This is a genomic window from Caulobacter sp. FWC26 (assembly GCF_002742645.2).
Taxonomy (GTDB): Bacteria; Pseudomonadota; Alphaproteobacteria; order Caulobacterales; family Caulobacteraceae; genus Caulobacter.
This window is the reverse complement of the sequence record NZ_CP033875.1, coordinates 1,597,416-1,623,141: the sequence shown is the minus strand read 5'-3', so window position 1 is coordinate 1,623,141 and position 25,726 is coordinate 1,597,416. Positions and strand designations below refer to the sequence as shown.

Genomic DNA, 25,726 nt, shown 5'->3' with positions numbered 1-25,726 from the left:
CGCGTCCCTATTGTGATGCGCCGACGCTAAAGGTCGGAAGTTTCGGCGTTCTCATGACCAATCCCACAGCCCTCGCGTTCGGCTACCCCGCTTCGTTGGTCGCCGAGACCGAACATTGGCTTATCCTGGTTCGCCCCAAGCAGCCCACGTTTGGGTCTCTGGTGCTGGTGTGCAAAGAAGCCGTGCAGGCGTTCTCGGAGGTGAGTCCCGCCGCCTTCGCCGACCTGCAGTTGGCGGTGGCGGGGATCGAGCGCCTGCTCAAAAGCCAGGTCGACTACGAGAAGATAAACTACCTGATGCTGATGATGGTCGATAGGGACGTCCATTTCCACGTGCTGCCGCGATACGCCGGCGCACGCGAGCATGATGGCGTTTCATTCCCTGACGCAGGGTGGCCGGCCGCCCCCGCGCTGGGCTCAGCGGTCGAGCTGGCCCCAGAGGCCGTGGAACGTCTGGCTGCGCGCTTCGCCAAGGCTTGGAACCCCGCGTGAGCGCGCAAAGCCCCTCCGGCGGCGGCTCGCGCCTGATCGACCGCTACCTGCTGCGCCTGCTGTTTTGGCCCTTGGTCGCCTGCTTGGGCGTAACAGTGATCGCGCTTCTGCTGGAGCGCATCCTGCGCTTGCTGGACGTCTTGTCGCAAAGCAGCGCGCGCTTCGGCTATGTCGCGCAATTGGCCGCCAACCTCGTGCCGCACTATCTGGGTCTGGCCCTGCCGGTGGCTTTCTTTGTGGCCCTGTTCATCGTCATTGTGAAGCTGTCGGACGGCTCGGAAGTCGATGCGCTGCTCGCCAGCGGCCAGTCTCTGGAGCGCATCGCCGCGCCGTTCGTGGCGGTGGGGCTTTTCCTCAGCGTCTTCAGCATCATCGTGTTCGGCTACATGCAGCCCTATAGCCGCTACGCCTTTCGCGCGGTCATGCACGCAGCGGTCAACGCGGGCTGGAACGGGCGCCTGACCGGCGGAGCCTTCATCGACGACAAGGGCTCTCTGCTGACCGCCGACAGCGCCGACATCGCCGGCCAGCGCCTGACGCGCGTGTTCATCCGCCGTCTCGACGCCAAGGGTCAGGAAGAGATCATCACCGCCGCTTCGGCAGACCTGACGATGGACCCTAACGGCAAGACCATCACCATGGACCTGCGCGACGGTCGCCGCATCGCGCATGACGTCAACGGGACCTATCGGAACCTGGCCTTCGACAGCCTGACCACCCAGACCCCGGTCGCAGCGGCCGCCGTCTTGCTACGCGCACGCGGCGGCGACGAGCGCGAATTGACGATGGGCGAACTCCGTAAACAGGCGGAGTCGCCTAACCCCGTGGTCTCGAAAGGCGCCTTGATGGGCGAATTCTATGGCCGCATCGCCCGCGCCGCCTTCCTCCCCTTCCTGCCGCTTCTCGCCTTCCCGCTGGGATTGGCCTCGAAGCGCGGCAACCGGGCGCCGGGCCTGATCATGGCGGGGCTGTTGCTGTTGTCTTTCCAGCACGCGCTGCTGCTGGGGCAAGGCATGGCCAAGGCTGGCAAGACTGACGCCTTCCCCGCGATCTGGGTTCCCTTCATGCTCTTCGCCGGCTTCAGCGTCTGGCTGTTCGTCGGCAGCCGGACCCGCCCGGGCGACACGCCGGTGTCGCGTCTGGTGCGCCGGATCAACAACCTGGTGACGCGCGCCCTGCGACTGCTGCCCCAGCCGAAGAAGCGACAAGCCGCATGAAGCTGCAGCTCTACGTCCTGAAGACGGTGGCCACCCGCATCCTCGGCGCGGCCCTGATCCTGATGTCGGTCCTTCAGATTCTGGACCTGCTGGACGTCACCAGCGACATCCTGGACCGAGGCCTGGGCATGGCTGGGGTCGCCTACTACGCCGCCCTGCGCATGCCCCGGCTTTTCGAGCAGGTCGCACCGATCGCCGTGCTGGCCGGGGGGCTTTTCGCCTTCTCACAACTAGCCCGGGAAAGCGCCGTCGTCGCCATGCGGGCGAGCGGCATTTCGGGCTATCGGATCATCGCCATGGCCGTGCCGGCGGTGGTCGCCGTCATGCTGCTGGACGCCCTTTGCGGTCAGGTGCTGGCCCCACGCGCCGATCCCACGCTTGCGGACTGGTGGCGCAACACCACCCCCGCGGCGGAGCGCAAAGCCCCCGCGCCCCGCACATTCCGGGCGGGCGGAGACCTGATCATCGGCGCCGACGCTTCGGCCGACGGGCGCACGATCACGGGCGTCACCATTTTCCGTCGCGATGGCAAGGGTATCCTCGTCGAGAAGGTCGAGGCGCCTGCGGCGCGCTTTGACGGCCAGACCTGGACCTTGGCGCAGCCCAAGACCACCCGCTTCGCCGGCGATCTCGCGCAAGCCTCCACCGCCGCCTCGACCTCTTGGCCGACCGCACTCCGCCCGCAAGATGTCCAAGGCCTGTTCGGCGAGGACGCCATGCCGACGGCCGCATCCGCTCGGCGGGCGCTTGAGAACGGCGGCTCCGACCGTCCCGAGAGCTTCTACGCCACCCATTTCCAGGCGGCCTTCGCCTCACCCTTCGTTTCGCTGGTGATGCTGCTCCTGAGCGCTCCGGTCGCTCTTGCCAATTTCCGAAGCGGCCAGGGCGCAGTGTTGTTGACCGTCGGCTTGGCCGCCGGACTCATGTTCCTGGTCGCCAACGGGATGCTGACGGCCCTGGGCGAGTCCGGCGCATTGTCGCCGTTCCTGGCCGTCTGGGCCGCGCCAGCGATCTTCGGCGCGCTGGCCGTCCGAACCTTCTTGGCCCTGGAGGGGTGATGCCTTTCGACTCCACCAACGCCGACCTCTCGGTCATTCCGGTCAAGACGCCGGCCGAGCTGAAACGGTTCATCGCCCTGCCCGCGCGCCTGAACGCCAAGGATCCCAACTGGATCACGCCGCTGTTCATGGAGCGGACCGACGCCCTGACCCCGAAGACCAATCCGTTCTTCGACCACGCCGAGGTGCAGCTGTTCCTCGCCACGCGCGGCGGGCGCGATGTGGGCCGGATCAGCGCCCAGATAGACCAGCTCACGCCCCAACCGGTCGAGGGGCGTCTCGACGGTCACTTCGGCATGATCGCCGCCGAGGACGATCCGGCGGTGTTCAACGTCCTCTTCCGCGCGGCTGAAGACTGGTTGCGCGCGCGCGGCCGCACGCACGCCGTGGGCCCCTTCAACCTGTCGATCAACGAAGAGGTCGGTCTGCTAGTCTGGGGCTTCGATACGCCCCCCATGGTCTTGATGGGCCACGACCCGATCTATACCGGCCAGCGGGTCGAGGAGCAGGGCTATGCCAAGGCCCAAGACCTCTTCGCCTACAGGGCCGACGAGACCGGCGACATCCCCGAGATCGCCCAGCGCCGGGTCAAGCGCGGCCTGCCTTCAGGCGTGGTGCTGCGTCAGCTGGACATGAGCCGCTACGACCAGGAGGTTCAGACCCTCACCGAGATCCTCAACGACGCCTGGTCGGACAACTGGGGTTTCACCCCCACCACCGAGGCCGAGACCCGCCAGCTGGCCAAGTCCCTGAAGCAGGTGATCGACAAGCGCCTGGTCTGGTTCGCCGAGATCGACGGCGAGGCCGCCGGCGTTGTGGTCTTCCTGCCCAACGTGAACGAAGCCATCGCCGACCTGAATGGCAAGCTCCTGCCGTTCGGCTGGGCCAAGCTGCTGTGGCGGCTGAAGGTCAAGGGCGTCAAGTCGGCCCGCATTCCCCTGATGGGCGTAAAGAAGAAGTTTCAGACAAGCCAGCGCGGCCGCATGCTGCCGTTCTGGATGATGAAGGCCAGCCGCGATATGGCGATGAGCCTGGGCTACAACCGCTATGAAATCTCGTGGGTGCTGGAGGCCAACAAGGCCATGACGCACATCGCCGAGAACGTCGGCGGCACGCACTACAAGACCTATCGCGTCTATGAGAAGGCCCTGTGATCGAGCCTTTCAAGGCGCTGATCCTGGCCGGGTCGCGCCCCGGAGAAGTCGATCCCGCCGCAGCCTATGCAGGCGTCGCCCACAAGGGCCTGATCGTGCTGCAGGGCCAGACCCTGCTGGCGCGGGTGCTTGGCGCCGTGGAAGCGGCCGGCGCCGCCAAGATCGGGGTCAGCGCCAACGATGAGACGATCAAGGCCGCGCTGGCGGGAACGCGCGCTGTGGCGCTGCCTACCGCCGAGGGCCCCAGCCAAAGCGTCGCCGACGCCGCTGGGCGGTTGGGCTTTCCGTTGCTGATCACCACGGTGGACCACGCCCTGCTCAAGCCTGAGTGGATCACTCAATTCCTCGCCGACACGCCCGACTGGGCCGAGGTCGCAGTGCTGCTGGCCCCCGAGGCGCGCGTCCAGGCCGCCGCGCCGCAGACCAAGCGCACCTATCTTAAGTTCCGCGACGGGCGCTATTCGGGCTGCAATCTGTTCCTGCTGCGGGACGAGCGGGCGATGGGGGTGGTCACGCTCTGGCGCAAAGTCGAGGCCCTGCGCAAGCAGCCGTGGAAGATCGCCGCGATGCTGGGGCCGAGCTTCTTGATCCGCTACGCGCTCGGGCTGCTGACCCTGGACCAGGCCGTGGCGCGGCTGGGCGCCCTAGCCGACGTCAAGGCCGCCGCCGTGCGGGCGCAAGACGGTCTCGCGGCCGTCGATGTCGACAAGCCGTCCGACCTTGATTTGGTTCGTGAACTGGTGGGCGAGGCCTAAACGGCCTCGGCCTCCTTGGCGGCCCACTGCGCCGTCAGGGCGCGATTGCGGACGAGGTCTTCCGGGAAGTCCATCTCGGCCCAGTCCAGGCCTTCGATCGACCGCACGCGCACCACGTCATGGTTCTGGGCGATCTCGTTGATCACGCTCAGGTACCAGCGCTTCAGGCCCTCGGGCGTCCGCATGATCGCTTCCAGCGTCTTCACGAACAGGGCCGAGCCCTCGATGTTGAAGCGCAGGAAGCCGATCGACTCGGCGTCGTACTCCGTGATCGTCTTGCCGATGGCGCGCAGAGCGTCGCCGTCGGTCAGCACCTTCATGTCGTCGGCGTCATAGCCGCCCGCTTTGCGGTCGACGGTGACCGTGATTGGGGCGTCCGGCGCGCTGATCAGGCGCTCGGCGATCGCCGGCTCGAACAAGGTGTCGCCGTTGAGGATCATGAACGGCCCGCCGCGCATCTCTTCCCGGGCCAGCCAGCAGGTCGCGAGGTTGTCGGTGACGCTGTAGAACGGGTTGTAGAGCGTGCGCACGTTCAGGCCCGGCATAGTCAGCCGCGCGACCTCGGCCTCGACCAGATCGCTGCGGAAGCCGGTCACCACCACCGCCTCGGTCACGCCAGCCTGATGCAGATGGCGCAACTGCCATTCCAGCACGGAGCGACCGGCCAGCTCGACCAGGCACTTGGGCCGGTCGTCGGTCAGAGGCGACAGTCGCTTGCCCTGACCAGCGCTGAGAATGAGGGTCTTTACCGGCTGCATGATGTTCTGGAATCTCGCTGGAATCGGGGCCTCACTCGCCCCGTCTGGAATCGTTGGACCGCGGCCCGGCGGTCGCGACCGCATAACTGAGCACGAACCCGCCTCTCGGCAAGTCTTCGCGGACCGCCAAGAACCGATCGCGACGCCGCGACGCAAGCCCCTAACGGCGATTTTCCAGCAACGCGACCCATCGGCTACGGTCGCTGCGCTCGCGTGGAGGCCCTAGGCCCCTCTTTCTTCAGCGTTGCGGGGGCGCGGCGAGGACCGTGCTGTTGATCTGGGAGACCGCGCGCACGCCCGTCAGCGCCATGGCGACCCGCATCTCCTTGTCGATCAACTCAAGGAGTTGGGTCACGCCGGCTTCGCCGCTGGCGGCCAGGGCGTAGGCATAGGCGCGACCGATCAGGACGCCCTTCGCGCCAAGGGCCAGCATCCGAACCACATCAAGGCCCGATCGAACGCCGCCGTCGGCCAGAACGGTCAGACGATCGCCGACCGCATCAGCGATGGCGGGCAAGGCGCGGGCGCTGGAGAGGACGCCATCAAGCTGGCGGCCGCCATGGTTAGAGACAACCACGCCGTCCGCTCCGATATCGGCGGCGGCCTTGGCGTCTTCGGGGTCGAGCACGCCCTTGATGACCAGAGGGCCCTTCCACGCATCACGGATCCACGCCAGGTCCGACCATTGAATCGATGGGTCGAAGTTGGCGCCCAGCCAGCCCATGAAGTCTTGCAGGCCCGACGCTCGCCCCAGAGCGGGAGCGACGTTGCCGAGCCGGTGAGGATGGCCCATCACGCCAACCTCCCAGGCCCACCCTGGCTTCAAAGCCGCCTGAAGAAGGCGCCGCGCGGGGGCGTAAGGCCCCGACATGCCCGAATGCGCGTCGCGATAGCGGGCGCCAGGCACGGGCATGTCGACGGTGAAGACCAGCGTGGTCGCGCCCGCGGCGCTGGCGCGGGCCAGAAGATCGCGCATGAAGGCCCGGTCTCGCAGCACATAGAGCTGGAACCAGAACGGCGCAGGCGAGGCTGCGCGCACCTCGTCGACATCGCAGACCGAAACGGTGGACAGGCAAAACGGCACGCCCTTGGCCGCCGCCGCCCGCGCCGCCTGACACTCACCCCGGCGGGCGTACATGCCCGTCAGCCCGATCGGCGCCAGGGCGACCGGCAAGGCCTGATGGACGCCGAACAGAGTGGTGGACGGATCGACTGCCGAGACGTCTTTCAAGACCCGTTGACGAAGCGCGATGTCGGCAAGGTCGGAGATATTGCGCGCCATCGTCCGCTCGGCGTAGGCGCCGCCGTCGATATAGTCGAACAGAAAGCGCGGCAGCCGGCGGCGCGCGGCTTCGCGAAAGTCCGTGGTCGAAGAAACGATCATTCCGCCAAGCTACAGCCAACCATTCGATCGCGCGATACGCCCCGCCTCCACACGGTTCGCCGCGCCAAGCTTCTGCGCCGCCTCCGACAGATAGTTGCGCACCGTGCCGGGTGAGAGATCGAGCACGTCGGCGATGTCCTTGTTGGAGCGGCCCTCCTCGGCCAGCCGCAGGATCTCGCGTTCGCGGTCGGTCAGGGGATCTGGCTCGGCGTCCCACACCGCTTCGGACAATTCCGGCGCGATGGCCCGTCCGCCGGCGGCGATGGTCCGGACCGCCGCCGCCAGCACGCTGCTAGGGCCGTCCTTGAGGAGATAGCCCTTCACGCCCGCCTCCATCGCCCGACGCAGATAACCGGGCCGGCCGAAGGTGGTAACGATCAGTACGCGCGTGCTGGCGCCGTCGGCCTTGAGGCGCGCGGCGACGTCGATCCCTGTCAGGTGGGGCATTTCGATGTCGGAGATCAGAACGTCCGGCTTCTCAGCGCGGACAAGGTCCAGCGCCACGGCGCCGTCGGGCGCGCGGCCGACAACCTGGATGTCGCCTTCCATTTCGAGCAGGGCGCTGAGGGCTCCCAGGACCATCTTCTGGTCTTCGGCGATGACGACGCGGATCAAGACACGCCCTCCCCTTGGGCGCGCAGCGGCGCCGTGGCGACAAGGCGCGTGCCGGCCTTGTCGGATTTGACCTCAAGGGTCCCGCCGATGGCGGTCAGGCGTGAGCGCATGCCCTTCAGACCCGAGCCCTCGACGAGTCGTGCGCCCGGACCGTTATCGACAATGGTGAGCACAAGTGCCGAAGCGCTGGGCGACAGGCTGATCTCACAGCGCGAAGCGCCCGCGTGGCGGATCACGTTGGTCACTCCCTCGCGCAAGGCCATCGCCAGAACCGCCTCTTGCCCAGGATGACCATCGGCCGTCAGCGCCGAAACGGTCGCCTCGACGCCGGCCGCGGCCAGGGCTTGCCGGGCCTTGTCCAGCTCGAAGGCGATGGAGGCCCCCTTCATCCCGACAACAGCGGTGCGGACTTCCGAGAGCGCTTCACGGGCGGTGGCGGCCACCGCCTGCATCTCACGTTCAGCCGCCGCGGGGTCGCGGCTGACCAGCCGAGCCGCCAACTCGGCCTTCACCGCCACCAGGGTCAGAGTGTGACCGAGAAGGTCGTGGAGATCTCGCGAAATCCGCTCACGCTCGGCGGTGCTGGCCAAGGCGCGGACCTCCTCATGCGCGATGGCCAGGGCCTCGTTCTTCCGCTCGATATCGGCCTGCATCAGGGTGGCGAACCCGGTGATGGCGCCGAACAACAGCCCCGAGGTCCAGATCGGCCACGCGTCCCGAAGGAACAACACGCCAATCAAGAGAACCACGACCTCCATGCCAATCAGCATGCGCAGGGCCATTCGCCGAGGCGCCAGACGGGCGCCGTAAGCCATGGCGTAGATCGTGTAGACGCTCCAGGTCGACTTGAATGGTGACAAGGCCATGCCGACGGCGAAGATGGCCAGAACCTGCCACAGCCGAGGTGGCCCCTTGCGAATATGGATGCTCGCGAACAGTCCCAGAAAGACAACCAGCCCGGCTAGCGACGCAACCACTTCAAGCGTCTCTGGCCGGCGATAAAGCCAAGAGATGAAGTAGAACGGCAGATAGACCAGGAACACGAGGCTCCAGTGTCGCCGGACGAAAGACTCGCCGGCGACCGGGGCATGGGGATCGGGCGCGCCGGTCCCGGACGTGTTTCTGGACTTGTTGTCCTTGTTCATGTCGGCGATCTCGCGCGCGCCCTTCGTCATGGTCAAGCCGCCTGTCGCCGCCACGCCGCCCAGGCCCCGATCAGGGCCGCCAAGCTCATGGCGACAAGTATCGAGACATGGCGCTCGACATCGGTCACCGGCTGCATGCCCGAAAGCATCTGCGACAGCTGGCCGAAATGGTACGACGGCGTGAATTGGGCGATCTTGCCGAACCAGGCGGGCATCGCCTGAAGCGGGATCCACAGGCCGCCGAACAGACTGAAGCACAGAAACAGAAGATTGGTCAGCGCCGTGGCGCCCTGAGAGCCCATGCGCAGGCCAAGGTTCAGGCCGATCAGCGCGAAGGGAACAGCCGAGCAGAGGCCAAGTCCCAGCGTCGCGACCCAGCGCCAGGCGTCCATCTTCACGCCCCCGAAATAGGCCAGACCGCCCAGCAACCCGATCGCCACGGCGACCAGCGCCAGCGCGGCGGCCAGGCGACCGGCCAGGTAGCCCCCAGCCGGCAAGGGTGCGATCTGCTTGAGCTCAACCAGCTTGGCCTCGCGCTCCGCCGCGACGGCGGCCCCGAAGCCGAACATCGCCGGCGCGATGGCGGCGAAGATCACGTAGTTGGCCAGCATCATGTGGGCGACGGGCTCACGCCCCTTGCTGAGACCCAGCCCCATCAAGCCGTAGAAAAGCAGGGGCAGTATGACGCTGGGGATCATGAATTGCGGCGTGCGCCAAGTGGCCAGGACCTGGGCGCGGGCTTCACGGACGTAGACGGCTAGGGTGTGCATCTCAGGCGACCTCGGGTTGGCGTTGATGGGCGGCCGCTTGGCCGGCTTGGACAAGGCGGGTGACAGCGTCTTCTAGCGACGCGCCCGAAACGGTCAGGTCGTCGACGGTCTCATCACGGGCGAGCAGTTCGCGCAGGGTGGCAGGGGCAGAGGTGGTCAGCAGCGTGACCTTGCCGCCGTCTCGGCTGAGGCCGGTGACCCGTGCAAGAGACGCAAGCTCCGCGTCCGAAAGACGCGTCCGACAGCGGATCGCCACGCCCGAAACGCGGGCCTTGATGGCTTCGGGCGTGCCGTCGGCGATCACCTGGCCGTGGTCGATGACCACGATGCGATCAGCCAGGGCCTCAGCCTCGTCGAGATGGTGGGTGGTGAGCAGCACCGCCGCGCCCCGCCCGATTTCAGACCGCACGGCGCTCCAGAGCGCGCGGCGCGCGTCGATGTCCATGCCCGTCGTCGGCTCGTCCAGCACCAGGAAGTCGGGACGTCCGGAGATGGCCAGGGCGAACTGCACCCGGCGTTGCTGCCCGCCGGACAGCGCCCCGCAGCGACGACGCTCCAGCCCCTCCAGACCCGCCAGCTCGACGATCTCTTCCAGGGGGCGCGGCTTGCGATAGTAGCCTCGGAAGAGGTCGATCTGTTCGCGGACGCTCAGCGTATTGGGCAGTCCGGCGGTCTGCAGCATCACGCCCATGCGACCACGACCCGCCAGGGTCCGAGGGTCTCCGCCGAACAGGAACGCCTCGCCGGCATCGGGACGCAGCCGTCCGGTCAACAGGGCGACGCTGGTGCTCTTGCCCGCGCCGTTCGGCCCCAGCAGGGCCACGCATTGGCCGGGTCGGATGGCCAGATCCAGGCCGTTCAACGCCAGGGTCGCGCCCCGACGTTTGAGAACCTTGCTGAGGATCGCGATCGGCGGCTGGGGGGATTGGGGTGACATGGTCGGCTCCGTCTCTGTGGAACCAAGATCGCCGAACGCGAGGTCCGCCATCAGTGCCGGGCGTCACGCGCTGGATATGACAAACGTCACCCGCGCCCACCGCGTCACATGGCGCGGTGGCAGTCCTGGACTAGGCCCGGCTATAAAGGTCGCGAGAGCTGAGTCCCTGGGAGGCGGGTTGGCCGATGCACACGCGGAGAATCCTGGTCACCGGCGGCGCGGGCTTCGTGGGCTCGCATCTCTGCGATCGCCTGCTGGAAACAGGCGCCGAGGTCCTCTGCGTCGATAACTATTATACCGGCTCGCGCCTGAACGTGGCGCAGAACCTGTCGAACCCGCGCTTTGAGCTGCTACGCCACGACGTGACCATGCCGCTCTATGTCGAGGTCGACCAGATCTACAATCTGGCCTGCCCCGCCAGCCCGGTTCACTACCAGTTCGACCCGGTTCAGACGACCAAGACCAGCGTCCACGGCGCCATCAACATGCTGGGGTTGGCCAAGCGGGTGAAGGCTAAGATCCTCCAGGCCTCGACTTCGGAAGTTTATGGCGATCCGACCATCCACCCGCAGGTCGAAAGCTACTGGGGCAACGTCAATCCGATCGGCCTGCGCTCGTGCTACGACGAGGGCAAGCGCTGCGCCGAGACCCTGTTCTTCGACTACTGGCGCCAGCACAAGCTGCGCATCAAGGTGGCGCGGATCTTCAACACCTATGGCCCCCGGATGCATCCGAACGACGGGCGCGTGGTCTCGAACTTCATTGTTCAGGCGCTGAAGGGCGAGGACATCACCCTGTATGGTGACGGCAATCAGACTCGGTCGTTCTGTTATGTCGACGACCTGGTCGAGGGCTTGATCCGCCTGATGGACACCGGTGACGAGGTGACCGGTCCGATCAACCTGGGCAATCCCGTCGAGTTTACGATGAAGCAGCTCGCCGAACTGGTTCTGGAACTGACCGGCAGCCGCTCGGCGATCGTTCATCGCCCCCTGCCCTCAGACGATCCGCGCCAGCGTCAGCCGGACATCACCCTGGCCAAGCAGGTTCTCGACTGGACGCCTACCGCGCCGTTGAACGTCGGCTTGATGAAGACCATCGAGTATTTCGACGGCCTGTTGAAAGCCGCCTAGAGCCTTCTCGAACGCCTATCGGATCGGAAAGGGCCCTAGCGCCGGCGGAAGATCCCAAAGTCGGAGTTGGGGCCGTCGTTGGGACGGCCCAGCCAGCCGAGCCAGAAGTGCGCATAGTCCCGCGCCATGTCGCGCGGCACGAAGACTCCGTGGCGGTAGGGCGTATCGACGCCGATCGCCAGGTTCGGATCGGGCTTGTCCTCGTACCAGGTGCCGAAAAGACGGTCCCAGATCGGCGCGACGGCGAAGTGGCCCGTCGGATGGGTCATGTCGAGCTTGTGGTGGGCTCGGTGGTGGTTGGGGGATTGGATGAGCCAGCGCCCGACCCAGCCCCAGTCGGCGTCGATCTTGGAGTGAACCAGAAAGCCGATCGCGATCACCAGCACGTTCACATAGATCATCACGTCCGGCGGCGCGCCCAGCACGGCCAGCGGCAGATTGACGACGAACACCGCCGTGAAGGCCGCCGGATGTTGCCGCACGGAGGTCACCACGGCGAAGTCCTCGGCCGAATGGTGATAGCGATGTAGCGGCCAGAAGTTCTTCGTGTGGTCGATCCGGTGGGTCCAGTAGTCGAAGAAGCTGTAGATCGCGAAGTAGAAGGGCAACTGCAGCACGAACGGCAGGGCGGGCGGCCCCAGATCCAGCCCGGTTCGGACCCGAATGGCCTCGTGAACCCATGCGCCCGAGATCATCGAGGCGCCAAGCATCAGAACCCGGCCGACGATGTCCAGGACGTGGCCCTGGCCCAACACGAACACAGTCAGATCGGTGTTCAGCGATGGCGTGCGCGAGAAGAGCAGCTGTCGCAGCGAGCTCTTGGACCAGCCGACGACGGCGGCCTCGATGCCCAGAACCGTGGGCAGGAGCAAGAACACCAGGAAGATGTTGTTGAGATGGGCGTGCGCCGACGCCGTGTGCAGGGTGCGCCCGAGCACGGTCACACTCAGCTCGGCCGGGATCAGCCTGAGGGCCAACCACCAGCCGGCCAGAGCGCAAACCACATAGCCGACGAGCGCGAGCGCGAGCATCCCGCGCCCCAGGCTCTGCGCCGGAGCGTCCACGGCCATGGCCGCAGCGCCTTGCTCGGTCGCCGATTGTAGCGCCACTGGTTTCAAACTACGGCCCCCATGCCCTTCAGCTACGCCTTGATGCCATGGCGCCGTTAAAACTTGGTGTGACGGAGCAACCTGCGGTGGATCCATTTTTTCATGCGCGCCTTGCCCGCCCCCGGAGCCTCACCTAACAGGGCCCGATGCACGTCCGCCTTGCCTCCCTCTCGCTGCTCCTGGCCACCGTCTCCACGCCAGCCCTGGCGCAGGAGGTGGAGGCGATTTCGGTCTGGGGACGGCGCGCCAACGACCTGGGCCGCGCCACGTCGGCCAGCGAAGGCCGTATCGCCTATGCCGACTTCGCCTCGCGCCCCCTGCTCCGCCCCGGCGAACTGATCGAGGCGGTGCCGGGGTTGGCCGCCACCCAACATTCGGGCGCGGGCAAGGCCAACCAGTACTTCCTGCGCGGCTTCAACCTCGATCACGGGACGGACCTCGCCGCGTCGCTGGACGGCGTGCCGCTGAACCTGCCGTCGCACGGCCATGGGCAGGGCTATCTGGATCTCAATGTTCTGACACCTGAGTTTGTCCACGACATCAGCTTCAAAAAAGGGCCTTACGCCGCCGAGAACGGTGACTTCGCGACAGCAGGCGCGGTGGCGTTCGAGACGGCCGATCACCTGCATGGCGACGGCCTACAAGCTTGGGCCGGCGAGAATGGCTATTATCGCGCCGTCGGCTCGAAGGCCCTGACCAGCAACGTTCTCGTCGCCGCCGACCTCGCCACCAACGACGGCGCGTGGACGCAGCCCGAGGACCTTCGGAAGATCAACCTGCTCGGGCGCGCGCTGGTTGGCGGCTGGTCAATGACCGCCCTCGCCTACGACGCGCGCTGGAAGGCCACCGACCAGGTACCGCGCCGCGCCGTGGCCTCCGGCCAGTTGGATCGCCTCGGCGCGATCGACGAGACGGATGGTGGAAAGACCTCGCGCTACATGCTCTCGGCCCGCCGGCGCGATCTGCTGCGGGGGCTGGACACCGTGGTCTATGTCCAGCGCTACACGCTCGATATCTATTCGAACTTCACCTACTTCCTCGAGGATCCGGTCAACGGCGACCAGTTCGAACAGGTCGACCAGCGCTGGATTTATGGCGGTTCGCTCACCAAACGCTGGGTACTGGCCGACGGCTGGAGCGCCCGCACCGGGGCGTCCGCCCGGATCGACGACATTGGAAAAGTCGGCCTCTACCGCACCACCGCCCGGCAACGGCGCGCGACGGTTCGCCAGGATGCGCTGACCCAATGGTCGACTGGCGTCTGGGGTGAAGTTTCCAAACGCCTGGGCCCGGTCGACGCCACGGCGGGTCTACGCGCCGACGCGATGGGCGCCGACGTCGAGGCGGGTGATCGCCGGAACGCCGGGACGATCAGCGATGTGCTGCTCTCGCCCAAGGTCACGCTCGCCTGGCGGATCTCCAAGACCTTCGAGCTCTATGCGGACGCCGGGCGCGGCTTCCACTCGAACGATGCGCGGGGCGCGGTGATCACGGTCGATCCGATCACCGGCGATCCGGCCGATCGCGCGCCGTTGCTATCGCCGACCGATGGCGCCGAATTGGGCCTGCGCTGGCGCCGGGAGGATCTGACCCTCACCGCCGCCGCTTGGGCGCTGCATGTCGACTCCGAGCTCGTCTATGTCGGCGACGCCGGCTTCACCGAGGCCTCGGGCGCGACCCGCCGGCGGGGGATCGAACTCCTGGCCGACTGGCGGCCCACACCACGGTTGAACCTGACCGCGTCCTACGCCGGAACGCACGCCAGGTTCACCAATGGCGAGCGTATCCCGAACGCCGTCGCCTCGGTGCTGACAGGCGGAGCCAGCTGGAAGCTCGGTCCGACCTCGACGTTGACCCTGACCTATCGTCGCCTGGGCGCCGCGCCGCTGATCGAGGACAATTCGGTGCGTTCGCGCCCGACTGGACTCGTGAACGCCCTGTTCGTCCAGGAGATCGGCCCCGGCAGCCTGATGGTGGAGGTTCTCAACCTCACCAACAGCCGGCGCGACGACATCGCCTATTTCTACGCCTCGCGCCTCCCGGAAGAGCCGGCGGGCGGGGTTGAGGATATTCACTTCCACCCGGTGGAACCTCGCGCCATCCGCGCGGGCATCAAGATCAATTTTTGATCCGCTCCGCGAAAATGGGATGATTTTCGCCTCCAGCCCCGTCAAAGTCCGTGCGGGGTTTTCTCAGTATTCTGAGTTGAGGGGCTATCGAACTTGTCCAAGCGTTCCATTCGCTACGCCGTGGCCGGCGTCATCGCCGCCGCGCTCTCCGTCACTGTCGCGCACGCCGACGCCATCAAGCAGACCAAGGCGCCGTTCGATGACAAGTTCCGTCAGCTCGAAGGCGAGGACTGGCCAACCCCGACCGACTATCGCAATGCGTCGGGCGCGCCGGGCTATCGCTACTGGCAGCAGAAGGTCGACTATGACGTCGCCGTGCGCCTCGACGAGGACACCAAGACCCTGACGGGTCGCGAGACGGTCACCTATCGCAACAACTCGCCCGACAGCCTGCCCTATCTGTGGCTGCTGCTCGACCAGGACGCCAAGCGCGACTCGATCAGCAAGCTGACCGAAACCGTTTCGGGCGACGCGATCAGCCTTGGCCAGGTTCGCCGTATCCAGCGCTTCAAGGAGTGGGAAGGCGGCTTCACGATTAAGTCGGTGAAGGACGCCTCGGGCCGTCCGCTGAAGTTCACCGTGGTCGACACCCTGCTGCGCGTCGACCTGCCGGCCGCCGTGCGGGCCAACGGCGGCGAAACCAAGTTCATCATCGAGTGGTCACTGCCGCTGGTCGAGAACAAGGTCATCGGCGGCCGCAGCGGCTATGAGTGCTTCACCGGCAAGGGCGAAGACGGCAACTGCATCTACGAAGCCGCCCAGTGGTTCCCGCGCCTGGCGGTCTATTCGGACTACGAAGGCTGGCACAACAAGGCCTTCCTGGGCGCCGGCGAGTTCACGCTGGAGTTCGGCGACTATCGCGTCGCCCTGACGGTTCCGTCGGACCACGTGGTGTCGTCGACGGGCGTGCTGCAGAACCCGGGCGCGGTGCTCAGCCAAGCCCAGCGCGACCGCCTCGCAAAGGCCCGCACCGCCAGCGAACCGGTCTATGTCGTCACGCCCGAAGAGGCCGCCGCGGCCGAGAAGGGCAAGGCCAAGACCGAGAAGACCTGGATCTTCCAGGCCAGCAATGTCCGTGACTTCGGCTGGGCCAGCTCGCGCAAGTTCGTCTGGGACGCGCTGGGCGTGAAGCAGGAAGACCCCAAGGCCGAGCATCCCGTCGTGATGGCCATGTCGTTCTTCCCCAAGGAAGCGCGCCCGCTGTGGGACGCCTATTCGACCAAGTCGATCGCCCACACCCTGAAGGTCTATTCGGACTTCACCTTCGCCTATCCCTACCCGGTGGCCCAGTCGGTCAACGGCCCGGTCGGCGGCATGGAATATCCGATGATCAGCTTCAACGGCCCGCGGCCGGTGAAGGACAAGAAGACCGGCGCCCTGACCTACACCGAACGCGCCAAGTACGGCCTGATCGGGGTGGTGATCCACGAGGTGGGCCACAACTACTTCCCGATGATCGTCAATTCAGACGAACGTCAGTGGACCTGGATGGACGAAGGCCTCAACAGCTTCCTCGAGTTCCAGGCCGAGGTGCAGTGGGACAAGAAGTTCCCGGCGCGTCGCGGGGAGCCCAAGGACATCGTCGAGTACATGGTCAGCCAGGACCAGGTGCCGCTGATGACCCAGTCGGACTCGGTGATCCAGTTTGGCCCCAACGGCTACTCCAAGCCGGCCACCGCCCTGGTGATCCTGCGCGAGACGATCATGGGCCGCGAGCTCTTCGACCGCGCGTTCAAGGAATATTCTAACCGCTGGCGCTTCAAGCACCCGACCCCTTACGACTTCTTCCGTACGATGGAGGAGTCGTCGGGCATCGACCTCGACTGGTTCTGGCGCGGCTGGTTCTACTCGACCGACCACGTCGACATCTCGCTGGACAAGGTGGTGAAGGCACGCCTCGACAGCGGCGATCCCGACGTGGAGTCCGGCGTGCGTAAGGCTGCGGACGCCAAGGAGCCTGAATCGCTCACGGCGGCCAACAACAAAGGCCAGACGGTCGTGGAGCGCGATCCGAAGGTGCGCGACTTCTACGATCAGACCGACCAGTTCACCGTCTTTGACAGCGCCCGCAAGCGCGCCAAGACCGCCCGCGCCGACATGACGCCCGAGGAACTGGCGGCTCAGGACTTCAAGGACAACTTCTACCGCTTCACCTTCCGCAACATCGGCGGCCTGGTGATGCCGGTGATCCTGAAGATGGACTTCACCGACGGCACCAGCGAGACGGTCCGTATCCCGGCCGAAATCTGGCGCAAGAGCTCCAAGCAGGTGACGTGGCAGTACGTCACCGGCAAGGAGCTGAAAGGGGCTGAACTGGACCCGAAGTGGGAAACCGCCGACGCGGATCGCGGCAACAACGTCTATGAGGGCGCGATCACGCCGATGACGCTGCGGCTGCCGAAATTCCCCGAGAGCTCCAACCGCATGAAGGACGCCAACCTGAAGGTTGAGCCGGGCGGCTTGGGCACGTTCCCGGCCGAAGAGCCGAAGAAGGAAGACGGTCCCAAGTGATCAAGCGCGCGGTCGCCCTGTTCGCGGCGGCGAGCCTCGCGCTCGCCCCGCTCCCGGCGGCCGCCCACCGCGGCCACGGCGCGCTGAGCGTCGTGGAGATCGACGTGAAATCGGGCGAGGTCAGGGTCAGCCATCGGGTTCCCACCCATGACGCTGAGCCTGCCCTAGCCCTGATCGCGCCCGACGCCCAGGCCAGCCTCGACGATCCCGAGGCGGTCGAGGCGCTGAAACTCTACATGGACAAGCGCTTCCTGCTGGCGGTGTCCAACCAGACGGTCGCCTTGACGCTGAAGGACATGACCTTGGGCGCGGACGAGGTGCGCTTCGAATATTCGGGTCGGGTTGCTGCAAACCAGACCCGCGCTGAGGTCGCCGTCATCTCGGCGATGTTCGCCGATGTGTACGCCGACGAGGTGAACCAGGTGAACATCCGCCGCGCCGGAGTCACCCGCACGCTGATTTTCTCCGGCGCCGAGGCGGGCGTCCCGCAATCGCTCGAGCCGCTGACGGCGGAGCCGTAGGACGTTTCTCGATAGGCCTGAGACGCCTATCGGATCGAAAATGGTTTAAATCCTTGCGATCTCGTCGGAGGTGACAAACGTCACCCCAGGCGCCTGACGCCCGGCACTGCCAGGCTTTGCCGGTCGCAGGCAGTTTCCTCGCCAACAGAGGAGACTTCCATGACCACCCCGACTCGACGCGTCGCCCTGCTGGCCGCCACGGGCTTGGCCGCGCTCGGCACCGCCGCCTTCGCCCAGTCCCCCCCCGCTTCGAAGAAGGATCAGCCCAACCAGGTTCAGGGCGTGACGATCACCGCCCCCGCTGCGCAGGACATCAAGACTTCGATCGACCGCCGCAGCTACAGCCTGGGCAAGGACCTGCAGGCGACCACGGGCTCGGTCGCTGACGTCCTGCGGAATGTCCCGTCCGTCCAGGTCGATGTTCAGGGCAATGTCAGCCTGCGGGGCGATCCCAATGTCACGATCATGATCGACGGCAAGCCGTCCGGCATGTTCAAGGGCGAAAACCGCGGCCAGGTCCTGCAACAGATCCCGGCCAGCCAGTTCGAACGGGTCGAGGTGATGACCAACCCCTCGGCCGCCTTCAGCCCGGAGGGGACGGCCGGGATCATCAACCTGATCACCAAGCAGCAGCGCGGCGTCGGCATGACCGGCTCGGTGCGGGGCAATTTCGGAACCGAAGGCCGCAAGAACGCCAGCTTAAGCCTCGCCCGTAACACCAAGACCCTGACGGTTTCGGCCGACGCCGGCTGGCGTCGCGACAAGGCCAAGGGCGAGATCATCGACGAGCGCGAGCGCCTGGACCCGGTCAGCGGCCGATACGCGACCAGCCGGCAGAAGGTGAATTTCACCAGCCGCGGGCAGTCGCACAACGCCCGCGCCGGAGTCGACTACGACCTCGACAAGCGCACGCGGCTGAGCGCCGAGGCCCGTTACAACGATATGCGCTACGACTCAGAAGCCGGCTCGGCCTACGAGGGCAAGACGCCCGGCGGCGCACCCAGCGTCCGCTATCAGCGCCTGAGCGACGGCGGCATGAGGCGATCGGTTGCGGGTGTGACGGGCGACCTGCGCCGCAAGCTGGCCGGCGATGACCACGAGTTCACGCTGCACGCCGGCGTCGAGCGTACGCGCAATCGCCAGACCAGCTTCGCCGAGGCTTTCAACCAGCTGCCCTCGATTTCCGACACCGTCGAAAGCGTTCGGATCGGCGACGAGCTGGTGCAGACCCGCCTCAAGGCCGAGTACAAGCGCCCCCTGCCCGACGGCGCCAAGCTGGTCGCCGGCTACGAGCTCCAGATCGACGACAACGACTACGACAACTACGGCGCTCGCGGGCCCAAGGGCGGCGCGCTGAGCGTCGATCCCTCCCTGAGCAACCGCTTTCAGTACGACCAGGCGGTTCATGCGGTCTACGCCACCTATAGCCGCCCGATGGGCGACTGGACGGTGATGCCTGGCCTGCGGATCGAGGAGGTCACGGTCGACACCAACCAGATCACCTCGCGGCTCAAGGATGGCTATGACTACCTGCGCGCCTACCCGTCGCTGCACGTGCAGTACCGGGTGGACGACCTGCGCCAGGTCAACGCCAGCTACAGCCGCCGCATCCAGCGCCCGACCGCCCAGGACCTGAACCCCTACCGAATCTATCAGGACCCCTACAGCTACCGGCAGGGCGACCCGCGCCTGAAGCCGCAGGTGACCGACGCCTTCGAGGTGGCCTATCAGGTGCGCAAGGGCTTCAACTACTACCTGGGCACGCTCTATTGGCGCGAGGCGCGCGACGGCGTCACCGACGTGGTCCGCGACATCGGGGATGGGGTGCTGCTGACCACCAAGGCGAACCTCGCCAAGAGCCGCAGCGGGGGTCTTGAACTGGTCGCCAACGCCCGCCTTTCACCCAAGCTATCCTACACGATCAGCGGCAATACGGCCTGGACGGAAATCGGTGCGACGGACCTCGGCTTCCCCGAGAAGCGCTCGACCTGGACGGTCTCGGGCTACGCGGCGTTGAACATACAAGCCACGCCAAAGGACTTCCTGCAGATCAGCGGCTTCGCCACCGGCAAGCGCCTCACGCCGCAAGGCTACAAGGAGCCCACCGGGATGCTGCTGCTGGGCTACCGACACAAGTTCAACGACCGCCTGTCGGGCGTTGTGACCGTGCAGGACGCCTTGAAGACCTTCGGCGACAAGACGGTCATCGACACGCCCGCCTTGAAGAACCGCAGGGACATGGATCTCAACCTCAGGGCCGTGTTCATCGGCTTCACCTATGGCTTTGGCGGCCAAGGCGTTCCGAACCCGCGTCGCGCGCGCGAGCCGGCCTTCGATTTCCAGACCACGCCTGGCGGCGTGGGACCGATGTAGGATCGAAACGACCGGCGCCCGATGCGGGCGCCGGTTAGCCGTCTAGCGCGGACCGCCGCCGATGACTGTCCGGAGATAGGCGCCATAGGCGCTCTTTCCCAAGGCGTCGGCCAAGCGCTCGACCTGCGCCGCGTCGATGAAGCCCTTCTGGTAGGCGACCTCTTCGGGGCAGGCGATCTTGAAGCCCTGGCGCTTTTCCAGCACCCGCACGAACTCGGCGGCCTCCAGCAGACTGTCGGGCGTGCCGGTGTCGAGCCAGGCATAGCCGCGTCCCATCAGCTCGACAGACAGGTCGCCGCGCTCCAGGTAGGCGCGGTTGACGTCGGTGATCTCAAGCTCGCCCCGCGCCGAGGGCTTCAGGTCCCGCGCGATGTCGACCACGTCACCGTCGTAGAAATAGAGGCCCGTCACCGCCCAGTTCGACTTCGGGACCGCCGGCTTCTCCTCGATCGAGAGCGCCGTCATCTGCTTGTCGAACTCGACGACGCCATAACGTTCGGGATCGTTGACGTGATAGGCGAAGACGGTCGCGCCATGCGGCCGCGCCATCGCCCGCGTGAACAGGTTGGTGATGCCGTGGCCGAAATAGATGTTGTCGCCGAGGATCAGCGCCGAGGGATCACGGCCCACGAAGTCCGCGCCGATCACATAGGCCTGGGCCAGCCCGTCGGGGCTTGGCTGGACGGCGTACTGGATCTCCAGCCCCCATTGCGAGCCATCCCCGAGCAGCGCCTCAAAGTTGGGCGTATCGCGCGGCGTCGAGATGATCAGGATCTCACGGATCCCCGCCAGCATCAGCGTCGACAGCGGATAATAGATCATCGGCTTGTCGTAGATCGGCATCAGCTGCTTGGACGTGACCAGGGTCATCGGGTGCAGTCGGGTGCCGGAGCCGCCGGCGAGAATGATGCCCTTCATGCAGGGGCTCCCTGAGCGGTCAGTTCCGCGATGATGTCGGCCACGGCCTCTTTCCAGGGCCGGGGGTGGATGGCGTAGTCCGCGCCGATCCTGTTGGTCAACAGGCGTGAGTTTCGCGGACGACGGGCCGGCGTGGGATATTCGCTGCTTGGAATGCCCTGAACCTCAGCATGAACGCCCTCGCTGGCGGCGCTGAGACGAAAGATTTCACGCGCCAGATCGGCCCAGCTCGCCTCGCCGCCGTTGACGAAATGGTAGACGCCGGTTGGCGCCTGCGGATCGGCGATCATCCGCAGCGCGATGGTCTTCAGCGCCTCGGCGATGTCCCGCGCAGAGGTCGGACAGCCGTGCTGGTCGTCGACCACCCTCAAGATCGGCCGGTCGGCGGCCAGCCTAAGCATGGTCTTCAGGAAGTTGGCGCGATGGGCGCTGAGCACCCAGGCCGTGCGCAGCACGACCGAGCGGGGATTGCCCAGGCGCGCCGCCGTCTCGCCGGCCAGCTTCGAGGCTCCGTAGATCCCGATCGGCCCGACCGGATCGTCTTCGCGGTAGGGCTCAGCCTTCTCGCCGTCGAACACGTAGTCGGTGGAGACCTGGATCAACGGAACGCCCCGCGCCCGTGTCGCATCGGCCAACAGCGCGGGGCCCAGGGCGTTTGCGGCGAAGGCGGCGGCGACATCGCTCTCGGCCTTGTCCACGGCCGTCCAGGCGGCCGAATTGATGACGGCGGCGAACGGCGTAGCCTCGAAGGTGGCGCGGATTGAGGCCTCGTCTGTCAGGTCCAGCTCGGTTCGGGACGGCGCATGAAGCACGACGTCTTCGGGCCAAGCGGCGCGCAGAAGTTCCAAGCCCACCTGCCCGGCCCCGCCGGTCACGAGAATATGCGTCTTGTCGGTCATTCGCCCCTACCTACGCGGTCTGCAACCTGACCAGCAAGGCCGACGCCGACAATCGTCTTCGCGCGGAACGCCCTTGGCCCCCTGCCCATTCCCTAGACGCAAGCAGGAGCGAAGCCGATGACCGATGTCGATAGCGGATGGGACGAGCAGGACGGCGCCGAGACCCTGGACGAGGACGTCGTCGGCAAAGACGGCGAGCTGCGAACCTTCGAGGAACTGCCAAATGTGCTCGACGTCACCCAGGCCGAGGGCGACGCCGACGACGATGACGCCTTGATCGGCGAGGACCTGGACGACGACGAGATCGTCGCGCTGGAGCGTGACATGGACGCGGGCGACGGCCGCGATGTCGACGACCGAAGGCCTGAAGTGTTCGACGGAGAATAGCCGCAGTGGCCAAGCGGACGCTGGTGAGTTACCGGGCCAAACGCGACTTTACGGTCACGTCCGAACCTTCGGACGAGGCCCGCGTCGCGGCGTCCGCCCGGGCGCGATTCGTGATCCAGAAACACGATGCGACGCGCCTTCATTACGATCTACGGCTGGAGCATGAGGGCGTCTTCCTGTCCTGGGCCGTGACGCGAGGCCCCTCGCGCGATCCTCATGACAAACGCCTGGCCGTGCAGGTCGAGGACCATCCCCTCGCCTACGGGGACTTCGAGGGGGTGATCCCCAAGGGACAGTACGGCGGCGGAACCGTCATGCTCTGGGATCGCGGATGGTGGGCGCCGGAACCCGGTTTCGATCTCGAAAAGGGGCTCAAGCGCGGCGAGATCAAGCTGGTGTTCTCCGGCGAGCGGATGAAGGGCGGCTGGGTCCTGGTCCGGATCAAGAGCGACCGCAGCGGCGGCAAACGGGCGAACTGGCTGCTGATCAAGCACCGCGACGCCTTCGCGCGCGACGAAGACGCCGACTTCCTGGAAACTTCGGCTTTCTCGATCGCCTCGGGCCGCACCATGGAGGAGATCGCCTCGGGCAAGGGCCGCGCGCCGACGCCTTTTATGGCCGAGACGCGCCAACCTGCAGACGCGGTGTGGAGCACCACGGCCTCGCCGAAAGCCCGCGACCGGGAAGACGCAGCGGCCACGCCGCCCAAGCGGAAGGCGCCCGCGAACCGCTCAAACACCATGCCGAAATTCGTCCCACCGCAACTGTGCAAGCTGGTCGATCGCCCGCCCGCCGGCAGCGATTGGGCACACGAGATCAAGTTCGACGGCTACCGGATGCAACTGCGCGTCCAAGGCGGCGTCGCGACGCTGCGGACACGCACAGGCCTCGACTGGAGCGACCGCTTTCCTCAACTGATCGAAGACGCCGCCCACCTGCCGGACTCGCTGATCGATGGTGAGGTCGTCGCGCTCGACGCCGAAGGCTCTCCCTCTTTCGCCGGATTGCAGGCGGCGTTGTCGGAACAGGACACCGACGACCTGATCTTCTTCGCATTCGATCTTCTGCACACCGACGGCGAAGCGCTTGCCGACCTGCCGCTGCAAGAGCGCAAGCAACGGCTGAAGACCCTCCTGCCGAAGACCGGCGATCGCCTGCGCTATGTCGAACACTTCACCAGCGGCGGCGAGGCGGTGCTGCAATCGGCGTGTCGAATGTCGCTGGAAGGCGTGGTCTCCAAACGGCTGGACGCGCCCTACCGCTCGGGCAAGAGCGCGGCCTGGACCAAGGCCAAGTGCCGAGCGGGCCACGAGGTGGTGATCGGCGGCTGGACCACCACGGGAGAAGCCTTCCGCTCACTGATCGTCGGCGTTTATCGTGACGGGGATCTCGTTCATGTCGGTCGTGTCGGAACAGGCTTTGGCCGCGAAAAGCTCGCCAAACTCGTACCGGCGCTAAAGAGTCTGACGCGCGAAGCGTCTCCCTTTGCCGGCAAGGGCGCGCCGCGCGGGGGACCGAGCACTCACTGGGTGGAACCCGAACTGGTCGCCGAGATAGAGTTCGCTGGGTTCACGGGAGAAGGATCGGTGCGGCAAGCGTCGTTCAAAGGGCTCCGCGAGGACAAGCCCGCCAAGGCCGTCGAGGCCGAAGCCCCGGCGCCGGCGGCGGACGCGGAGCTGGCCACGCCCGCCCCGTCCCCCGCCTCGCGCGGCAATTCCCTGGTGCTGGGCGTGACGATCACCAATCCCGACAAGCCGCTCTGGCCCGACGCCGGCGACGGGACTCCGGGAACGAAGCGAGAGCTCGCCGACTACTTCGCCGCGGTCGGTCCATGGATGCTTGAACACATAAAAGGACGGCCCTGCTCGGTCATCCGAACCCCAGACGGTATCGCGGGTGAGACCTTCTTCCAGCGCCACGCGGGCAAGGGAGTCTCAGCGTTGATCGACGCCGTGACGGTCAGCGGCGATCGCAAACCCTATCTGGTCTTCAATACCGTCGAGAGCTTGGTCGCCGCCGCCCAGTGGGGCGCGACCGAGCTGCACCCCTGGAACTGTGCGCCGAACGCGCCCGAGGTTCCCGGACGGCTCGTTTTCGACCTCGATCCCGCGCCGGATGTGCCGTTCGACGCCGTCGTCGAGGCGGCGCGGGAGATCCGTGACCGGCTCGAGGCGCTGGGTCTGACACCGTTCTGCAAGACGACGGGCGGAAAGGGTCTGCACGTCGTCTCACCCATCAAGGCCGAAGGTCTAGATTGGGAAACGGCTAAGGCGTTCGCTCGTGAGGTCTGCGCCCGCATGGCGGCCGAAAGTCCGGACCGTTATCTGATCACCATGGCCAAGAAGGATCGGGGCGGCCGCATCTTCCTGGACTATCTGCGCAACGATCGGATGAGCACAGCCGTGGCCCCGCTGTCGCCACGCGCCCGTCCCGGCGCACCGGTGTCCTGGCCGCTGAACTGGACGCAGGTTCGCAAGGGCTTGGAGACCTCGCGCTTCAACCTGCGAACCGCCCCTGGCCTTTTGAAGAGCCTCGACGCCTGGGACACCTTTGCTGATAGCGCCAGGCCCCTGGCGGCGGCGATCCGCAAGCTGGAAAAGACCAAGCGCTAACTCGCCTTCTTGGCCGGCTTGGTCGCTTTACCGCGTGTGGGCTTTCGCGCCTTCGGCGCATCGCCCAGGCTCTTGCGCAAGGCGTCCATGAGGTCGACCACATTGGTTTCCTCGGGCGGCGGCGCTGAGACTTTGCGGCCCTTGCCCTTGCGTTTCTCCGCGATCAGCTCGCGCAGGGCGTCCTCATAACGGTCGTTGAACTGCTCGGGATCGAAAGGCCCTTCCTTCTGGGCGATGATCTTCTGGGCGATCTGAATCATGCCCGGATCGGCCTTCTGGTCGGGGATATCGTCGAAATAGTCCGCCGCGTCGCGAACCTCGCGATGCGCGCGAAGGCTCCAGGCGACCATACCGTTGTCACGCGGTTCGATCGCCAGCAGGCGCTCGCGCTGATGCATGACGACCCGCCCCAGGGCCACCTGTCCTTCCTCGCTCATCGCCTCGCGGATCACCGTATAGGCTTCGGCGGCCAGCTTACCGTCGGGAACGAGAAAGTAGGGATTGTCCCAATAGAGCCGGTCGATCTCGCTGGCGGAGACGAAACGCTCGATGTCGATGGTTCGCGTGCTCTCCAGTCGGACATCGTCGATCTCGTCCTGAGTGATGACGACGTACTGGTCCTTCTCGTAGGCGTAGCCCTTGACGATGTCTGCGCGCTCGACCGGCCCCAGGTCAGGATCGGTGGGCACCATCCGGATGCGGTTGTGCGTCGTCTTGTGCAGCATGTTGAACCGCACATCGCTCTGGGAGTCCGTGGCGGTGTACAGCGCGACCGGGCAGGTCACGAGCGATAAGCGCAAATGCCCTTGCCAGGTGGGACGGCCGGCGACCATGAGCGGTTCTCCTCGAT

Annotated in this window: 21 protein-coding genes and 1 pseudogene; 12 read left to right on the top strand and 10 right to left on the bottom strand. The window is 66.2% G+C overall.

What is annotated here, in order from left to right; genetic code table 11:
* The first annotated feature begins 53 nt into the window (after positions 1 to 53).
* Genes CSW63_RS09090 through CSW63_RS09070 form a run of 5 tightly spaced genes read left to right on the top strand, consistent with a single transcriptional unit; the run spans position 54 to position 4,675 of the window.
* Entirely contained in the window at positions 54 to 491 is a 438-nt protein-coding gene (locus CSW63_RS09090) for an HIT family protein (RefSeq protein WP_062094024.1), read from the top strand.
* Complete coding sequence (locus CSW63_RS09085; RefSeq protein WP_062094023.1) at positions 488 to 1,708, top strand: LptF/LptG family permease; 1,221 nt, start codon at positions 488 to 490, stop codon at positions 1,706 to 1,708. The genes CSW63_RS09090 and CSW63_RS09085 overlap by 4 nt, the downstream gene beginning before the upstream one ends.
* On the top strand, positions 1,705 to 2,766 hold the full coding sequence (locus CSW63_RS09080; RefSeq protein ID WP_099503772.1) for an LptF/LptG family permease: 1,062 nt from the start codon (positions 1,705 to 1,707) through the stop codon (positions 2,764 to 2,766). Before CSW63_RS09085 ends, CSW63_RS09080 begins: the two co-directional genes overlap by 4 nt.
* Entirely contained in the window at positions 2,766 to 3,920 is a 1,155-nt protein-coding gene (gene bcerS, locus CSW63_RS09075) for a ceramide synthase (protein WP_062094021.1), read from the top strand. Before CSW63_RS09080 ends, bcerS begins: the two co-directional genes overlap by 1 nt.
* Complete coding sequence (locus CSW63_RS09070) at positions 3,917 to 4,675, top strand: nucleotidyltransferase family protein (RefSeq protein WP_062094020.1); 759 nt, start codon at positions 3,917 to 3,919, stop codon at positions 4,673 to 4,675. Before bcerS ends, CSW63_RS09070 begins: the two co-directional genes overlap by 4 nt.
* On the opposite strand, the gene CSW63_RS09065 is transcribed toward CSW63_RS09070, so the two are convergent.
* The 6 genes from CSW63_RS09065 to CSW63_RS09040 all read right to left on the bottom strand — a co-directional run bounded on the left by CSW63_RS09065 (position 4,672) and on the right by CSW63_RS09040 (position 10,335).
* The gene (locus CSW63_RS09065; RefSeq protein ID WP_062094019.1) at positions 4,672 to 5,433 is read right to left on the bottom strand and encodes an NTP transferase domain-containing protein; all 762 of its coding nucleotides are present in this window, start codon (positions 5,431 to 5,433) and stop codon (positions 4,672 to 4,674) included. The genes CSW63_RS09070 and CSW63_RS09065 overlap by 4 nt on opposite strands.
* Positions 5,434 to 5,671: 238 nt before the next feature.
* The gene (lldD, locus tag CSW63_RS09060) at positions 5,672 to 6,817 is read right to left on the bottom strand and encodes an FMN-dependent L-lactate dehydrogenase LldD (protein ID WP_062094018.1); all 1,146 of its coding nucleotides are present in this window, start codon (positions 6,815 to 6,817) and stop codon (positions 5,672 to 5,674) included.
* Between the two features lie 9 nt (positions 6,818 to 6,826).
* On the bottom strand, positions 6,827 to 7,432 hold the full coding sequence (locus tag CSW63_RS09055) for a response regulator transcription factor (protein ID WP_062094017.1): 606 nt from the start codon (positions 7,430 to 7,432) through the stop codon (positions 6,827 to 6,829).
* Positions 7,429 to 8,607, bottom strand: a complete 1,179-nt coding sequence (locus tag CSW63_RS09050; protein ID WP_062094016.1) for a sensor histidine kinase — start codon at positions 8,605 to 8,607, stop codon at positions 7,429 to 7,431. The genes CSW63_RS09055 and CSW63_RS09050 overlap by 4 nt, the downstream gene beginning before the upstream one ends.
* 2 nt (positions 8,608 to 8,609) lie before the next feature.
* Positions 8,610 to 9,347: an ABC transporter permease gene (locus CSW63_RS09045; RefSeq protein ID WP_062094096.1), complete on the bottom strand. Its 738-nt coding sequence runs from the start codon at positions 9,345 to 9,347 to the stop codon at positions 8,610 to 8,612.
* A 1-nt stretch (position 9,348) separates the two neighbouring features.
* A complete protein-coding gene (locus CSW63_RS09040) occupies positions 9,349 to 10,335 on the bottom strand; it encodes an ABC transporter ATP-binding protein (protein WP_062094015.1) in 987 nt (328 codons plus the stop codon).
* A gap of 134 nt (positions 10,336 to 10,469) precedes the next feature.
* On the opposite strand from CSW63_RS09040, the gene CSW63_RS09035 reads away from it, so the two are divergent.
* Positions 10,470 to 11,417 carry a UDP-glucuronic acid decarboxylase family protein gene (locus CSW63_RS09035; protein ID WP_062094014.1) on the top strand — a complete coding sequence of 316 codons (948 nt, stop codon included), beginning with the start codon at positions 10,470 to 10,472 and terminating at the stop codon, positions 11,415 to 11,417.
* Positions 11,418 to 11,452: 35 nt separating this feature from the next.
* On the opposite strand, the gene CSW63_RS09030 is transcribed toward CSW63_RS09035, so the two are convergent.
* Positions 11,453 to 12,487 (bottom strand): sterol desaturase family protein, encoded by a 1,035-nt coding sequence (locus tag CSW63_RS09030; RefSeq protein ID WP_062094013.1) that lies wholly within the window; start codon positions 12,485 to 12,487, stop codon positions 11,453 to 11,455.
* Positions 12,488 to 12,672: 185 nt separating this feature from the next.
* Here CSW63_RS09030 and CSW63_RS09025 point away from each other — a divergent pair, with 185 nt between their 5' ends.
* The 4 genes and pseudogenes from CSW63_RS09025 to CSW63_RS09010 all read left to right on the top strand — a co-directional run bounded on the left by CSW63_RS09025 (position 12,673) and on the right by CSW63_RS09010 (position 20,060).
* Positions 12,673 to 14,655, top strand: a complete 1,983-nt coding sequence (locus CSW63_RS09025; RefSeq protein ID WP_062094012.1) for a TonB-dependent receptor — start codon at positions 12,673 to 12,675, stop codon at positions 14,653 to 14,655.
* 93 nt (positions 14,656 to 14,748) lie between these two features.
* Complete coding sequence (locus tag CSW63_RS09020) at positions 14,749 to 17,166, top strand: M1 family metallopeptidase (protein WP_062094011.1); 2,418 nt, start codon at positions 14,749 to 14,751, stop codon at positions 17,164 to 17,166.
* On the top strand, positions 17,163 to 17,687 hold the full coding sequence (locus tag CSW63_RS09015; RefSeq protein ID WP_062094010.1) for a DUF6702 family protein: 525 nt from the start codon (positions 17,163 to 17,165) through the stop codon (positions 17,685 to 17,687). Before CSW63_RS09020 ends, CSW63_RS09015 begins: the two co-directional genes overlap by 4 nt.
* A 106-nt stretch (positions 17,688 to 17,793) precedes the next feature.
* Positions 17,794 to 20,060, top strand: a pseudogene (locus CSW63_RS09010) (TonB-dependent receptor domain-containing protein).
* 42 nt (positions 20,061 to 20,102) lie between these two features.
* Here the strand turns inward: CSW63_RS09010 and rfbA are convergent.
* Positions 20,103 to 20,978 carry a glucose-1-phosphate thymidylyltransferase RfbA gene (rfbA, locus tag CSW63_RS09005; protein WP_062094008.1) on the bottom strand — a complete coding sequence of 292 codons (876 nt, stop codon included), beginning with the start codon at positions 20,976 to 20,978 and terminating at the stop codon, positions 20,103 to 20,105.
* Positions 20,975 to 21,877 (bottom strand): dTDP-4-dehydrorhamnose reductase, encoded by a 903-nt coding sequence (rfbD, locus tag CSW63_RS09000; RefSeq protein WP_062094007.1) that lies wholly within the window; start codon positions 21,875 to 21,877, stop codon positions 20,975 to 20,977. Before rfbD ends, rfbA begins: the two co-directional genes overlap by 4 nt.
* A 117-nt stretch (positions 21,878 to 21,994) precedes the next feature.
* Here rfbD and CSW63_RS08995 point away from each other — a divergent pair, with 117 nt between their 5' ends.
* Both CSW63_RS08995 and ligD read left to right on the top strand, forming a co-directional pair.
* Entirely contained in the window at positions 21,995 to 22,264 is a 270-nt protein-coding gene (locus CSW63_RS08995) for a hypothetical protein (protein WP_062094006.1), read from the top strand.
* 5 nt (positions 22,265 to 22,269) lie between these two features.
* Complete coding sequence (gene ligD, locus CSW63_RS08990) at positions 22,270 to 24,876, top strand: DNA ligase D (RefSeq protein WP_099503776.1); 2,607 nt, start codon at positions 22,270 to 22,272, stop codon at positions 24,874 to 24,876.
* On the opposite strand, the gene CSW63_RS08985 is transcribed toward ligD, so the two are convergent.
* Entirely contained in the window at positions 24,873 to 25,709 is an 837-nt protein-coding gene (locus CSW63_RS08985; protein ID WP_062094004.1) for a Ku protein, read from the bottom strand. The genes ligD and CSW63_RS08985 overlap by 4 nt on opposite strands.
* Between the last annotated feature and the right edge of the window lie 17 nt (positions 25,710 to 25,726).